Source organism: Pseudomonas brassicacearum subsp. brassicacearum (assembly GCF_008801605.1).
GTDB classification, from domain to species: Bacteria; Pseudomonadota; Gammaproteobacteria; order Pseudomonadales; family Pseudomonadaceae; genus Aquipseudomonas; species Aquipseudomonas brassicacearum.
On sequence record NZ_VZPJ01000010.1, the window covers coordinates 176,745 to 191,607 of the forward strand.

Consider the following 14,863-nt stretch of genomic DNA (forward strand, 5'->3'; position numbering starts at 1 on the left):
GGCCGGTTACGTGCCTGAGACCGGGGCGAAAATAGTCTGCAAATGCGCTTCGCTGGCGCCCATGCCGATGTTGTCGTTCAGGCTCTGGCGCAGGTAAACGGCCATGGCCGGGTAAAGACTGATGGCGGTGTCGGTCTCACGGTCACCACCGGGGACATAGGCGCCGACGCTGATCAGGTCGCGGCTTTGCTGGTAGCGCGACCAGTACTGCTTGAACTGCTGGGCGCGCTTCATGTGTTCGGCGCTGATCACCGACGGCATGACCCGGCTGATGGACGCCTCGATGTCGATGGCCGGGTAATGCCCTTCTTCGGCCAGGCGCCTGGACAGCACGATGTGCCCGTCGAGTACGCCCCGGGCCGAGTCGGCGATGGGATCCTGCTGGTCGTCGCCTTCGGACAGCACGGTATAGAATGCGGTGATCGAACCGCCGCCCTTTTCCGCATTGCCGGCGCGCTCCACCAGTTTCGGCAGCTTGGCGAATACCGAAGGCGGATAACCCTTGGTGGCCGGCGGCTCGCCGATGGCCAGGGCGATTTCCCTCTGGGCCTGGGCGAAACGGGTCAGCGAATCCATCAACAGCAGGACGTTCTTGCCCTTGTCGCGAAAGTACTCGGCAATGCGCGTGCAGTACATGGCTGCCCGCAGGCGCATCAATGGCGCATCGTCCGCCGGCGAAGCCACCACCACCGAACGCTTGAGCCCTTCCTCGCCAAGAATGTGCTCGATGAATTCCTTCACCTCGCGACCCCGCTCGCCGATCAGCCCCACCACGATGATGTCGGCTTCGGTGAAGCGGGTCATCATGCCCAGCAGCACACTTTTGCCCACCCCGGTACCGGCGAACAGGCCCAGACGCTGGCCGCGTCCGACCGTCAATAAACCGTTGATGCAGCGGATGCCCACGTCCAGCGGTACGCTGATGGGGTCACGCTTGAGGGGATTGATCGTCGGGCCGTCCATCGGCACCCAGTCTTCAGCCTTCATGCCGCCCTTGCCGTCCAGGGCCCGCCCGGCCCCGTCCAGCACGCGCCCGAGCATGCTCATGCCCATGGGCAGGCGGCCATTGTCGGCCAGGGGCACCACGCGCGCACCCGGGGCGATGCCAGCAACGCTGCCCACCGGCATCAAGAAGACCTTGCTGCCGGAGAAGCCCATGACTTCAGCTTCGACCTGCACCGGGTGATAGCTGTCGTCGTTGATCACCATGCAACGGCTGCCCATGGCGGCACGAAGACCTTCGGCTTCGAGGGTCAGGCCGACCATGCGCAGCAGGCGGCCTTCCAGGATCGGTTGACCGGCCAGCTCGCTGGCCTCGGCGTAGCTGCCCAGGCGCTTGCCGAAACTGGTTCGCTCAAGGCGCATCGCGGTTGTCCAGTGCAGAAGCGTCCAATTCAGGTACATCCAAGCCAGCATCGGCCGGCGCGGCATCAGCGCTGATCAGGGGTTCGTCCGGCAACTCCAGGCTCAGATCGGGAGCGGCCGGATGCAGGGCCTGTTCGTGCAACTGGTCGAACAATTTGGCCATGATCTGACTGATGCGCGTTTCAACGGTGGCGTCGATGCGGCTGTGTTCGGTTTCCACACGGCAGCCGCCGGGCAGCAGCGAAGCGTCCTCGACGATACGCCAGGTTTCTTCATGGCGTTCGCGCAGCGCCTTGACCAGCTCGAAGTCCTGGGGATTGATGTACAGCCGCACGTTGCCCACGCCCAATGGCAACAACTTGAGCGCTTCGCGCATGACATGTTCGATCTGGGTCGAATCGATGGCCAGTTCGCGCTGGATCACTTGCCGGGCGATGTGCTGCACCAGCCCCACCAGGGATTTCTCGATCTGGCTGTCCTGCTCGGCGATAGGGTCGAACAGGTTGAGCATCAGCGATTCCAAGGCACGGAGCTTGGCCGTCAGCGCCACATCGGCTTCCTGGCGGACCTTGAGCGAGGTGCTGTGGAAGCCTTCCTTTTCACCCACGGCAAAGCCTTCGTTGTAGGCTTCCTGGCGAATGCTCTCGACTTCCTCGAGGGTCAGTGGCTGGACTTCCTCCAGCGGCACTTCCTCCGGTTCCGGCAGCTCTTCCACCGGTTCCGGCTCAGGCTCGGGAACATGGGGGTCGAAGCTGGGCAGCGACCAGACGTCGAAACCACCGACGTCACGGGCGCGGATCAGGTCGCTGGGTGCTTCATCACTCTTGGCAGACATAACGACCTTAGATCATCTCTTCGCCGCCCTTGCCACCGAGAACGATCTCCCCGGCTTCGGCCATGCGGCGGGCGATGGTGAGGATTTCCTTCTGTGCGGTTTCCACGTCGCTGACGCGTACCGGGCCCTTGGCCTCGAGATCGTCGCGCAACAGTTCGGCCGCCCGTTTGGACATGTTCTTGAAGATCTTTTCCTTGACGCCTTCGTCCGACCCCTTGAGGGCCAGTACCAGCACGTCGGACGACACTTCGCGCAACAGCGCCTGGATGCCACGATCGTCGACATCGGACAGGTTGTTGAACACGAACATGAGGTCTTCGATCTGACCGGACAGGTCTTCGTCGAACTCGCGGATCGAGTCCATCAACTGACCTTCGATCGAACTGTCGAGGAAGTTCATGATGTCCGCCGCGCGCTTGATGCCACCCAGGGTGGTGCGCGAGGCATTGGAGTTGCCCGAGAACTGCTTCTCGAGAATCTGGTTCAATTCTTTCAGGGCCGCCGGCTGCACGGTGTTGAGCGAAGACACCCGCAGGATGATGTCCAGGCGCACCTTGTGGTCGAAGTTGCCCAGCACTTCACCGGCCTGGTCCGGATCGAGGTAAGCCACCACGATCGCCTGGATCTGCGGGTGCTCGTAACGGATCACGTCGGCAACCGCCCGCGGCTCCATCCACTTGAGGCTGTCCAGGCCGCTGGTGTTGCCGCCCAACAGGATCCGGTCGATCAGGCCGTTGGCCTTGTCCTCGCCCAGTGCCTGGGTGAGCATCTTGCGCACATAGTCGTCGGAACCGACGCCCAGGCTGGTCTGATCGCCGACGATGTCGACGAACTCACTCATCACCTGCTCGACCTGTTCACGGTGCACGTTGCCCATTTGTGCCATGGCCACGCCCACACGCTGGACCTCCTTGGGCCCCATGTGGCGCAGCACCTGGGCAGCGTCGGTCGAACCCAGGGACAGCAGCAGGATCGCGGCTTTGTCGACCCGGGACAATTTGGCAACAGCGGCTCGATTATCACTCATCTGCGTTAATCCACTCTTTCACGACCTGGGCCACACGACCCGGATCTTCTGCCACCAGACTCTTGATGGCGTTCAACTGAGCGTCATAGCCTTCACTCGGGCTTGGCAGCAGAATGCTCTGCGGCCCGCCGAGGCTGACGCGATCGTTGGCCAATTCGCCATCCAGGCCGCCCATGCCTCCCAGCTCGACATCACCAAAACCTGCCAACTGCTTGCTCTTGCCGCCACCGGTGATGTTGTTGAGCACCGGACGCAGCACGCCAAACACCAGCACCAGGATAAACAGCACACCCAGTACTTGCTTGACCACATCCCAGAACCAGGGTTGCGAATAAAACGGAATATCGGCGACCACTTCACCGCGTTCCAGGGAGAACGGTACGTTGATCACGCTGACGCTGTCGCCGCGGCTGGCGTCGAAACCGACGGCGTCCTGCACCAGGCGAGTAAAGCGCGCCAATTCGTCGGCACTCCATGGTGCACGACTGGTTTCGCCGTTGGCCGCATTGACCTTGACCTGATCGTCCACCACCACGGCGACCGACAAGCGGGTCAAACGGCCCTGCTGCTGCTTGGTGTGGCTGATGGAGCGGTCGAGTTCGAAGTTCTTGGTCGACTGCTGACGCTTGTCGGCCGGATACGGCGCCAGCATCGGCTGGCCGGTGGCCGGGTCCATGATCTGCTGGCCATTGGCATCGATCAGCGGTTGGCCTGGCTGCACCATGCCGGCGGCCGCCGTGGCGCCACCGGTGGTTTGCGGCGCGCTGGCCGGCGACGGCGGCTGGTTGCTCAGGGCACCCGGTACGCCTTGCGGGCCATTGCTGGCAGTACGCTGCTCATTCACCGACTGTTCGCTGCGCAACGCCGGTTGATCCGGGTTGAACTGCTCGGAAGTGGACTCGACGGCGCTGAAGTCGACATCAGCCGACACTTCGGCTTTGTAGCGATCGTTACCCAGGATCGGTTGCAGGATGTTGTGCACCCGCTGGGTCAGCATGCCTTCCATGCGGCGGCTGTAATCGAATTGCTTGCCGGCCATGGTCAGTTCGGAGTTTTCCGCCTGATCGGACAGCAGGTTGCCTTTCTGGTCGACCACAGTGATCTGCGATTTGCTCAGCTCAGGTACGCTGGTTGCCACCAGGTTGATGATGGCAAGCACTTGGCCTGGCTCCAGGGAGCGGCCCGAATACAGCTCGACCAATACCGAAGCGCTGGGCTTGCGCTCATCGCGCACGAACACCGAGCTTTTCGGGATCGCCAGGTGCACACGGGCGCCCTTGACGTTGTTCAGGCTGGAAATGGTCCGCGCCAGCTCACCCTCCAGGCCGCGACGATAACGGGTCGCTTCCATGAATTGGCTGGTGCCCAGGCCCTGGTCCTTGTCGAGGATCTCGAAACCGATGTTGCCATCGGTAGGCGTCACGCCAGCCGCAGCGAGCTTGAGGCGCGCACGGGCAACGTCATCGGCCTTGACCAGCAACGCGCCGGAGTTGGGTTCGACGGTGTAAGGAATGTCGGCGGAAGCCAGGGTTTCCATGACTTGCTTGGCGTCCATGCCCGCCAGGCTGCCATACAGCGGCCGGTAGTCCGGCTGCTGGGACCACAGCACCACGGCAAAACCAATCGCCACGCTGGCAGCCAGGCCGACCAACAGGCCCACCTGACGCAGCATGGTCATCTCGGAGAGATTTTCCAGGAAGGACAGACCGAATAGCGGCGGTTTGCCGTCTACCGGAGTGGCCTTGGCCGGAACGTTATCAACGGCTGCTTCTGCCATGACTCAATAATTTCCTTAAACCGGCATCTGCATGATGTCTTGGTAGGCTTGAACCAGTTTGTTACGAACCTGGGTCAACGCCTGAAACGAGACACTGGCTTTCTGCGAGGAGATCATTACGTCCGTCAGGTCGACGCCACTTTTGCCAATCTCGAAAGCACTGGCCAACTGGTTCGATGCCTGCTGGGTATCGTTCACTTTATTGACGGCCTGACCGAGCATGTCGGAAAAGCTGCTGCCACCCACCTGGGGGACCGCGACCGATTTAGGCTGGGCCATGGCGTCCATTTGCATGGCCCGCATGTCCAACATCAACCGATTAAATTCAATACCTTGGCTCATGGTCTACTCTCTCTGGCGGCCCGCATTTTTTTGACACTTACTCAGCGGGTATTCAGGTATTAGCAACAAGGGTGCCAGCTCCATGGCCGCAAAAAACAAATGCGCGCACAACTCCATTGTGGGAGCGAGCTTGCTCGCGATAACCCATCACATCCGACCTCAACTTGACTGACCCACCGCTATCGCGAGCAAGCTCGCTCCCACAGGGATTTTCGGCGCTTATTCAACTGGCGAACAGATAAGCCTCGACATCCATGCCGGCGTCGCGCATTTGCGCCAGTTTGTAGCGCAGGGTACGCGGGCTGATCCCCAGGCGTTCGGCCGCCTCCTTGCGACGACCGCGTTCGGCGCGCAGGGTGTCGATGATCATCTGGAATTCGCGACGACGCAGGTCGTCTCCCAAGGCGCCGGCCGACTCGCCCTCCACTTCCACCGCAGGCGCAAAGGCCGCTGCTGGTACTGGCGACAGAGCAGGCAATGGCGCGCAGGCCACCGGGCCGACCAGGCAGAAATCCTCCGGTTGGATCAAGCCGCCCTGCTGCAGGATCAAGGCCCGCTGGATGGCGTTATCGAGCTCTCGGACATTTCCCGGCCATGGGTAGGCAATCAGGCAGGCCTGAGCCTGCGTTGATAGCCGCGCCGCCGCATGCTTCATTTTATTGACGTGTTTGTTCAGCAGACGCTCAGCCAGCGGCAGGATATCGGCGGTGCGCTCGCGCAACGGACGCCAGGCCAGCGGGAATACCGACAGGCGGTAATAGAGATCCTCACGAAACCGCCCAGCCGCCACTTCGCCGGCCAGGTCGCGGTTGGTGGTCGCCACCACGCGGATATCCAGGCTGATGGGCTTGCGCGCACCGACCCGTTCCACTTCCCGCTCCTGCAATACCCGCAGCAACTTGGCCTGCAAGCCCATCGGCATTTCGGAAATTTCATCGAGCAGGATCGTGCCGCCGTCGGCTTGTTCGAATTTACCGGCCTGAGCCGCGATGGCCCCCGTGAACGAGCCCTTTTCGTGACCGAACAGTGTCGCCTCGAGCATGTTGTCGGGAATCGCCGCGCAATTGATGGCAATGAACGGTTCGCTGGCACGCCGGGACTGTTGATGGATATAGCGCGCCAGCACTTCCTTGCCCGTACCGGACTCGCCGGAAATCAACACGGTTGAATCGCTGCGTGCCACCCGTGCGGCCAATTCCAGCAGTTGCGCACTGGCCGGCTCAATGGCCACCGGGCCTTCGCCCTCGACCGCGAGGCTGCCCAAGGCATGACGCGCGACCAGGTCCAGCAGCGCTTTTGGCTCGAACGGCTTGACCAGGTAATCCGCGGCGCCCTGGCGCATGGCATCCACCGCTCGCTCGACGGCGCCGTGAGCGGTCATCAGCAAGACCGGCAGTTGCGGCTGACGGGCGCGCAACAGGCCGAGTAATTGATGGCCGTCCATGCCCGGCATATTGACGTCACTGACCACCAGGCTGAATGCTTCGCGCCCCACCGCCAGCAGCGCTTCTTCCGCCGAACCGACAGCGGCATAGTCGTGCCCGGCCAGCACCAGTGTATCGGCCAGCGCCTCGCGCAGGGCCCGGTCATCCTCAACCAGTAACACCTTGATCGCCATTGCTTTCACTCCACCACTGGCGCATTGGAAAACAGCGGCAAGCACACCGTCGCACAGGTGCCACGACCCAACCGCGAGCGCAGTTGCAATTCTCCCTGGTGGGCACGCGCCACAGCCTTGACCACGGTCAGGCCCAGGCCGGTGCCAGTGGTCTTGGTGGTGAAAAATGGCTCGCCCAAGCGCGCCAGCACGGCCGGCGCGATACCACTGCCGTTGTCGCTGACACACAGGCGCAAGGTGTGATCGCGTGTATATAAGTGCACTTTCAGCCGGACGTCGCCGCCGCTGGCCTGGATCGCGTTTTCGATGAGGTTCAGCACCGCGCCCACCAACGTGTCGCGGTTACATAACACTTCGCCGACGTGGCTGTCGCACTGCCAACGGATCGGCAGCTCCTGTACATGGGTCAACGCCGCGGCCTGCAGTGATTGCAGCAAGGCCTTGGGGGTGACACGGTCGGTCAACGGCAGCTCGCCGCGAGCGAATACCAGCATGTCGCGCACCTGGTGCTCCAGTTCGTGCAGGCGTTCTTTCAAGCGTCCGGCGAACCGTTGCTGGGTTTCCATCGGCAATTGCTGTTCAGTCAGATGACTGGCATAGAGCAGCGCGGCAGAAAGCGGCGTACGAATCTGATGGGCCAGCGACGCCACCATCCGCCCCAGGGAAGAGAGGCGCTCATGGCGAGCCAGCTGGTCTTGCAAGTGACGGGTTTCAGTCAAGTCATTGAGCAGCACCAACTGCCCCGGCTCGGCATCCAGCGAGCGCGTCGAGATGGACAGGCGCCGACCGTCCTTGAGGGAGACCTCATGACCATCGTCTTCACGGGGCGCAAAGCAGCGGGCGATGACATGCCGCCACAGCTCGCCTTCCAACGGCAGGCCGAGCAGCTCGCAGGCCGCGGGGTTGGCTTCGCGTACACGGCCGTGGGCGTCGATGACGATAACGCCACCGGGCAACAGATCGAGGAGATTTTGCAGACGATTAGCCAGGCGTTCCTTTTCCGCCAGCTCCTGCATGCGCTGGGCGCTGACCACGGCCAGCTCACCCTTGAGCTCGGTGACCCGGGCTTCGAGCAGGCTGTAGGAATCAGTCAGTTGGCTGGACATCTGGTTGAACAGCGAAAATGCCTGCTCAAGTCCAAGCCGGCTTGCCTGCTCGGCGGACGGCATGTGTTCCGGCTCGGGGACAGGAGACATCTGGGCGGCTAGGGTCATCGTGCTCTCTCGCTTGGCTGACCGTCAGTTAAACGGAACGTTGCGAGGGCTATAGCAATACCCGTGCCGAAAAAAAACCGCCTGAAAATCAGGCGGTTGGAAAACAGGCGTCAATCATCCGCCTGTTCATCTCCTTCGCGACGGCTCATGCCGTACTTGCGCATCTTCTCCACCAGGGTGGTGCGACGGATGCGCAGGCGTTCTGCCGCGCGGGCCACGATACCGTTGGCATCATCCAGCGCCTGCTGGATCAGCCCTTGCTCCAGGCCTCCCAGGTAATCCTTGAGATCCAGGCCTTCGGGCGGCAACAAGGCATTGGCGGTGAAATCCGGTGTGTGGCCGTTGATTGCCACCCGCTCCTCCAGATCGCTGCGCAGGCTGTCGACCATTTGCTCGTCTTCGTCGTCGACGTAGCGGAATTTCTTCGGCAGTTCGTTCACGCCGATCACCCCGTACGGGTGCATGATCGCCATGCGCTCCACCAGATTGGCCAGCTCACGGACGTTGCCCGGCCAGCCATGGCGGCACAGGGACATGATCGCCGCCGAGTTGAAACGAATCGAACCGCGCTTTTCGTGCTCCATGCGCGAGATCAGTTCGTTCATCAACAACGGAATGTCTTCGACGCGCTCGCGCAGTGGCGCCATTTCGATCGGGAAAACGTTGAGGCGGTAGTAGAGGTCTTCGCGGAAACTGCCAACCTCGATCATGCTCTCGAGGTTCTTGTGCGTAGCGGCAATGATTCGCACATCGACGCTCTGGGTCTTGTTGCTGCCCACGCGTTCGAAGGTGCGCTCCTGCAGGACCCGCAACAGCTTGACCTGCATCGGCAGCGGCATGTCGCCGATTTCGTCGAGAAACAGCGTACCGCCGTTGGCCAGTTCGAAACGCCCGGCGCGGCTGGTGATCGCGCCGGTAAAGGCGCCCTTCTCATGACCAAACAGCTCGCTCTCCAGCAACTCGGCCGGGATCGCGCCACAGTTGACTGGCACGAACGGCGCTTCGCGGCGCTTGGAGTGGTAATGCAGGTTGCGCGCAACCACTTCCTTGCCGGTGCCCGATTCGCCCAGGATCAGCACGCTGGCGTCGGTATCGGCGACCTGCTGCATCATCTGGCGCACGTGCTGGATCGCCCGGCTGGTGCCGACAAGGCTGCGGAACAGGTTGGGTTCGCGATGCCTGCCACGCTCACGGGCCTGGTCGTACATCTCGCGATAAACCTGCGCGCGATGCAGCGAATCAAGCAGCTTGCTGTAGCTGGGCGGCATTTCGAGCGTGGAAAGAACCCGGCGGCGCTGGTCTTCAGGCAAGTCAAGGGAAGAATTTTCGCCCATTAACAAAACCGGAAGGAACTCATCCCAGGTTGAGAGTGTCTTTAGCAAGCCCAAAAGCGTTGCAGGAGCATTTACGGTCCCGATAAGGACACAGATGACTTCACGACTGGACGACAATGAGCCGACAGCCTGCTGCCAGTCATGGCTTCCGCAGGGTAAATTTTCTTCGCCGAGAAAATTCAGGATCACCGCCAAGTCGCGGCGGCGGACGCTATCGTCATCGATCAGGAGAATTTTGGTTTCACGCCACATGCAATAGCAACTTCCCTAGTCAACCCAATGCCCGAAATTAGGGGGCAAGCTAGACGCTTGCAGACTTGTCATGCCTGTAGACGCCTTAAATCTGTAAACAGCTACTAGTTAAGTCAAAAAACCGCGCACAGTCAAATTTATGGCGCAACGGCTCGGATTAAGTGAGCATTAACCGAACAGATGGTAAACCTTTGCCGCGTTCTGTGCTTGATGGATCTGTTGCATCTCGTCGACGATCGCCTGACGCTCTCCTGTCGCCGCCTCCAGCAATTGCCGATACACCCCTAGCAACTCCTCAAGATTGATCCGCAACGCCGCCTCATCCACCTGGGACTCGCCCAGGACGTCTTCCATGCAGGAACGGCAAGCCAGGTCCAACTGACCGATGGCCTCCCAGTTTCGCTCGGCCAGGGCATCAACCAAGGCATCACGGGTTTGTTCGATTCGCTGCAGGACAAGACTCATGAGAGCACTCCTTAGAATTGCGGACCAGGCGCGGCAATGGCATCCCAGCCTTCCTTGACCGTGTGAAGCAGATCGGCGACTTCGTCGAGGATCTTCGCATCGGCCTTGACGTTGGCCTCGGCCAGACGTTTCATCATGTAAGCGTAAAGAGCGTCCAATTCAGCGACCGACTCGGCCCGATTTTCCAGGTCCAGGCCTTCACGCAAACCACCGACGATGCCGATGGCCTTGCTGATCAGAATGCCTCTGTTTGCAATATCCTTGCGCTCCAGCGCGCCCTTGGCTTGGGCGATACGATCCAGTCCGCCTTCCATGAGCATCTGCACAAGACGATGGGGACTCGCTTCGGAGGTTTGCGCTTGGGCGCCAATCTTCTGGTATTGGCGAAGGGCCAACATCGGATTCATGTTCTACCTCATCTAAAACTTCAGTTCGTATAAACAGCGTATCGACGCTGCGTCAAAAAACTTTAGGTCAAAAAGCCGAAAGCCCGGAACGCTGTCAAAACGTTGCCGGGCTTTTGCATCGGTCGAAAATCAGCTGTTCTTCTGCTGCGCCGTCATTGCTTCGAACATGGAAGTGATGTTGCTGGCGGTGGCCTTCAGCTTGCCGACCAGGGTGTCCATGTCGTTGTACTTTTTAGTCAGTACGGCGGTCAGGGTCTCGACCCGACGATCCAGAGCCTCCTGATCGTTCTTCAGGCGAGTCTGGGTCCTGTTCAGCGCCGTGGTCCGCTGATCGAGGATGCCACCTGTCTGGGTGAAGGGCTCGATCGCCTTACCCATGCGCTCCAGCAGGCCATTGCTGCCAGTGAACAACGTTTGCACTTCACCGCTGAGCTTTTTATCGTTCATCGCTGTGGTGAATTTGACGCTATCGAAGTTCAACGCACCCGTCTTCTGATCGGTGGTAATACCCAACTGGGCTAGCGAAGTCAGCTTGTCCCCGGCGCCGGTTTCAGACAAAGGCGTTCGAATCGCCGCCAGCAGCGAGCGAGGCAACGCATCGCCTGTCAATTTTGCCGAGACTGTCAGCTTCCCATCATCGTCGAGCGACGGCTTGGTCAGTGCGGTGATGCTATTGGCGATCGCGTTATAGGCATCGACAAATTTCTGGATCGAGGCTTTCAGGCCATCGTTGTTCGGCGCCACGGTAACAGTTGAAGTGCCCCCGCCTGCCACTCCGAGCAAATTCAACGTCAATCCGGAAATCGCCGTGCTGACCGTATTGCTCTTGCTGGTCAGCAGCATGCCATCGACGGTGAAGCTGGCATCCTGGGCCAGGGCACCGATGGCGCCCGCGGAAGTAGCCGTCAGCGCAGTATTGTTGGCACCCACAACGTTCGTCCCATCGATCTCCAGCCCGGCGATACCACTCACCGAGATGTCGGAACCTGCGCCGGTAGTGCTTGAACCCAGCACCAGGCGCGAACCGAAAGAGTCGGTGATGATGTTCGCACTGAAACCGGCAGCCTTGAGCGAAGTGTCGGCATTGATCGCGTCACGAACCGATTGCAGGGTCGAACCATCCGGCACATTGAGGTTGTAGTTGACACCGTTCTGCGCGATGGTCAGCGTGCCAGAGGGGATGGCACTGGTAGTACCACCGGCAAAAGCCGCCGTAGTGACTTTGGACGCAGTGGCCAGGCTTGTGACTTTGATCGCGTAAGTGCCATTCACCGCCGAGTTGCTGGCGGTAGCCGTGAGGACACCGGGGGAGGAAGATGTCGCAGCAAAACCCGAGAATTGCGGGGTCGTTGTGCTGGACAAGTCCTTCATCGCGGTATTGAAAGCCGCCAACAATGACTTCAGGGTTCCCACCCCGGAGATACTGTTGGTAGTCGTCGTCGTCGCTCGGGTGATCTGACCTTGCTTGGCGGCCTTGTCAGAATCGACCAACGCCTTGACTATCGCGGTGGTATCAAGGCCAGAGCCTAAACCCAAGCCAGGTAGAATTGGACTTGCCATGTGGGACTCCCTTCAGTATGTCGCCGGCCTTTTGACCCTTACAACGCCCAAAAGAACATAGCAACAAAATTCGTGCCAGTTGTCAGGCTTCGGCGCTGAACAACAAGCTGTTTGCATCATTCAAACTGTTGGCCAGTTTCAGAACTTCTTCGTTCGGGATCTGGCGAATCACTTCACCGGAACCACTGGCGATCACTTTGACCACTACTTTGCCTGAAGGCTCATCAATAGAGAACTCCAGGTTGCGCTTGACCGACTGAACGAACTTCTCGATTTCCTGAACGGCCTTCTTGAGTTTGTCCTGCTCGGCGGCAGCGTCTTTAGGAGCTTCCTTGACCGGAGTCACGGTAGCAACCTCGGCTTGAGGCTTCTCCACTGGCTTGTCGACCACTGTCGGTGCCGGCTTCGCCGCTGGATAAGACAAGTTCAGCTTCACGCTCATATCCATGTCCATCACCTCTTGAACGGAAAAAGCGAGAGAGCACGCAAGCGCACTCCCCCGCTAAAACTCATCCGGCTATTACTGAAGCAGCTTCAGTACAGCGGATGGCAGTTGGTTGGCCTGGGCCAGAACCGAGGTAGACGCTTGCTGCAGAGTCTGCTGCTTGGTCAGTTGTGCAGTTTCAGCAGCGAAGTCGGTATCTTGTACACGACCCAGTGCAGCACTGGCGTTTTCGTTGATGTTCTGCAGGTTGGAGATGGTGCTGGCGAAACGGTTTTGTGCAGCACCGAGGTCGGCACGAGCGCTGTTGATGGTGTCGATCGCGCTGGTGATTGCATCCATGGCGGCCGAGAAGTTGGTTTCAGCAGTAGCACTGTCGGAACCAATGATGGTGATTGCCGAGTCAACACCCAGGCTTGCAGCGTCGAAACTGGCGCTCAAGGTCAGGGAGATCTGGTTGTCAGTACCGGTGTTCGAACCGACCTGGAAAGTCATGGTGCTGGCAGTACCGTCGAGCAGGTTCTTGCCGTTCAGGTTGGTGCTGTTGGCGATACGGGTCAGTTCGTCGCTCATCTGCGAGAACTCTTTGTTCAGAGCGACACGGTCGGTTGCGCTGTTGCTATCGTTACGGGACTGGATGGCCAGTTCACGCATACGTTGCAGAATGTTGGTCTGCTCCTGCATCGCGCCTTCAGCGGTCTGCGCCATGGAGATACCGTCGTTGGCGTTTTTGATCGCCATGGTCTGACCGCGAATTTGCGAGGTCATACGGGTAGCGATCTGCAGGCCGGCGGCGTCGTCTTTAGCGCTGTTGATTTTCAGGCCGGAAGACAGACGGGTCATCGAAGTGGAGAGAGCGTCGGAAGCCCGGTTCAGGTTCTTCTGAACGTTCAACGATGTGGTGTTGGTGTTTACTGTTAAAGCCATGACGAATTCCTCGTTGGTTGGGTACTGCGGCTTCCGGCCCTGGCAACCGCCGGGTGTGGCCTAGAGAACCTTCGTAATAGTTATCGTCGGATTGGGAACTTGCTTGAGGGCTTTTTTCAAAAAATTTGCTAGCAGACTGCCATCCCTTGCAAAACAAGGGTTTAGTCACTGGAAAAAGCCCGAAAAATGGCGTCAAGAAACCGCAGGACCAAAGTTGCGGGCAAAAAAAAGCGCCACAGGCCAACCTGAAGCGCTATTGGAAAAACGTGATTCGATCAATCGCGATACAGAATCGCCGAGCCCCACGACAGGCCCACACCGAAACCGCTGATCGCCACGCGCTTCCAGTCAGCATCCAGGACGTGCTTTTCCAGCAGCAGCGGAATGCTCGACGACACGGTATTGCCGGTCTCGACCATGTCCTTGATAAACTTCTCAGGCTCTCCCTCGAAACGCCGCGCCACGGCATCCACAATCGCCGCGCTGCCCTGGTGGATGCAGAATGCGTCGATATCACTGGCTTGCAGTGACGATTCGTCCAGCAGTTCGTGCAAATGAGCGGGCACTTTCAACAGGGCGAAGTTGAAGACCTGGCGGCCGTTCATGAAAAACACCCCATCGCTGACCTTCAGGTGTGGCGCGCCGGAACCATCGGTGCCGAACTTCGCCTTGCCCAACTGCCAGCTGGCGCCCTCGGCCATCCACGTGGCGGTGGCGGCATCGCCAAACAACATGGTGGTGTTACGGTCTTCAGGGTCGACGATTTTCGAATATGGGTCGGCGGTCACCAGCAACCCGTTCTTCAGCCCTGCGGCCTCCATGAAGCCTTTCAGGGCGTAGATGCCGTACACGTAACCCGAGCAGCCCAGCGATATATCGAACGCCGCCACGTGGGTCGGCAACCCGAGCTTGTCCTGCACGATGGCAGCCGTGTGCGGCAGCCCCTCTTCATCACCGTTCTGGGTGACAACGATCAATGCGTCGATCGACTCGCGCGCAAGGCTTGGGTTGTTGGCGAACAGTGCATTCACTGCTTCGACACACAGGTCCGAGGTTTCCTGATCAGCGTCTTTGCGCGGCAGGAACGCCGAACCAATCTTGCCAAGGATGAATTCTTCATCCTTCTCGAATTTGGCACCCTGAGCGTAGTTATCCACACCAGCGGTCGGCACATAACTCGCTATGCTTTTTATGCCAATCATCATGGCTTCCCGATCATAAACTGCGACTAGGTTCACCCCCAAAAGCTCAGGGGCGCTTCAAAAATGGTTGATTTCCAAGGGCGGACGCCTTATTCG

Annotated in this window: 14 protein-coding genes; all 14 read right to left on the reverse strand. The window is 59.8% G+C overall.

The window, feature by feature from the left end; translation table 11 throughout:
* Positions 1-6: 6 nt before the first annotated feature.
* Positions 7-1,365 carry a flagellar protein export ATPase FliI gene (fliI, locus tag F7R20_RS22105; RefSeq protein WP_003199089.1) on the reverse strand — a complete coding sequence of 453 codons (1,359 nt, stop codon included), beginning with the start codon at positions 1,363-1,365 and terminating at the stop codon, positions 7-9.
* On the reverse strand, positions 1,355-2,200 hold the full coding sequence (gene fliH / locus F7R20_RS22110; protein ID WP_003199088.1) for a flagellar assembly protein FliH: 846 nt from the start codon (positions 2,198-2,200) through the stop codon (positions 1,355-1,357). The genes fliI and fliH overlap by 11 nt, the downstream gene beginning before the upstream one ends.
* Before the next feature lie 7 nt (positions 2,201-2,207).
* The gene (gene fliG, locus F7R20_RS22115; protein ID WP_003199086.1) at positions 2,208-3,227 is read right to left on the reverse strand and encodes a flagellar motor switch protein FliG; all 1,020 of its coding nucleotides are present in this window, start codon (positions 3,225-3,227) and stop codon (positions 2,208-2,210) included.
* Positions 3,220-5,004, reverse strand: coding sequence for a flagellar basal-body MS-ring/collar protein FliF (gene fliF, locus F7R20_RS22120; protein WP_003199084.1), 1,785 nt, complete (start codon positions 5,002-5,004; stop codon positions 3,220-3,222). Before fliF ends, fliG begins: the two co-directional genes overlap by 8 nt.
* Before the next feature lie 15 nt (positions 5,005-5,019).
* Positions 5,020-5,346, reverse strand: a complete 327-nt coding sequence (gene fliE, locus F7R20_RS22125; protein WP_003199082.1) for a flagellar hook-basal body complex protein FliE — start codon at positions 5,344-5,346, stop codon at positions 5,020-5,022.
* A 223-nt stretch (positions 5,347-5,569) separates the two neighbouring features.
* Positions 5,570-6,964 carry a sigma-54-dependent response regulator transcription factor FleR gene (gene fleR, locus F7R20_RS22130; protein ID WP_003199080.1) on the reverse strand — a complete coding sequence of 465 codons (1,395 nt, stop codon included), beginning with the start codon at positions 6,962-6,964 and terminating at the stop codon, positions 5,570-5,572.
* Positions 6,965-6,969: 5 nt separating this feature from the next.
* A complete protein-coding gene (locus F7R20_RS22135; protein ID WP_003199078.1) occupies positions 6,970-8,178 on the reverse strand; it encodes a sensor histidine kinase in 1,209 nt (402 codons plus the stop codon).
* Positions 8,179-8,288: 110 nt separating this feature from the next.
* The gene (locus F7R20_RS22140) at positions 8,289-9,764 is read right to left on the reverse strand and encodes a sigma-54 dependent transcriptional regulator (protein ID WP_003199076.1); all 1,476 of its coding nucleotides are present in this window, start codon (positions 9,762-9,764) and stop codon (positions 8,289-8,291) included.
* Between the two features lie 168 nt (positions 9,765-9,932).
* Positions 9,933-10,229 carry a hypothetical protein gene (locus tag F7R20_RS22145; RefSeq protein ID WP_003199075.1) on the reverse strand — a complete coding sequence of 99 codons (297 nt, stop codon included), beginning with the start codon at positions 10,227-10,229 and terminating at the stop codon, positions 9,933-9,935.
* 11 nt (positions 10,230-10,240) lie between these two features.
* Positions 10,241-10,636, reverse strand: a complete 396-nt coding sequence (gene fliS, locus F7R20_RS22150) for a flagellar export chaperone FliS (RefSeq protein ID WP_003199073.1) — start codon at positions 10,634-10,636, stop codon at positions 10,241-10,243.
* A 129-nt stretch (positions 10,637-10,765) separates the two neighbouring features.
* The gene (gene fliD / locus F7R20_RS22155) at positions 10,766-12,196 is read right to left on the reverse strand and encodes a flagellar filament capping protein FliD (RefSeq protein WP_003199072.1); all 1,431 of its coding nucleotides are present in this window, start codon (positions 12,194-12,196) and stop codon (positions 10,766-10,768) included.
* Positions 12,197-12,278: 82 nt separating this feature from the next.
* On the reverse strand, positions 12,279-12,644 hold the full coding sequence (locus F7R20_RS22160) for a flagellar protein FlaG (RefSeq protein ID WP_003199070.1): 366 nt from the start codon (positions 12,642-12,644) through the stop codon (positions 12,279-12,281).
* Positions 12,645-12,716: 72 nt separating this feature from the next.
* A complete protein-coding gene (locus tag F7R20_RS22165) occupies positions 12,717-13,565 on the reverse strand; it encodes a flagellin domain-containing protein (RefSeq protein ID WP_003199067.1) in 849 nt (282 codons plus the stop codon).
* A 275-nt stretch (positions 13,566-13,840) separates the two neighbouring features.
* Positions 13,841-14,767: a ketoacyl-ACP synthase III gene (locus F7R20_RS22170; protein WP_003199065.1), complete on the reverse strand. Its 927-nt coding sequence runs from the start codon at positions 14,765-14,767 to the stop codon at positions 13,841-13,843.
* Positions 14,768-14,863 lie beyond the last annotated feature (96 nt).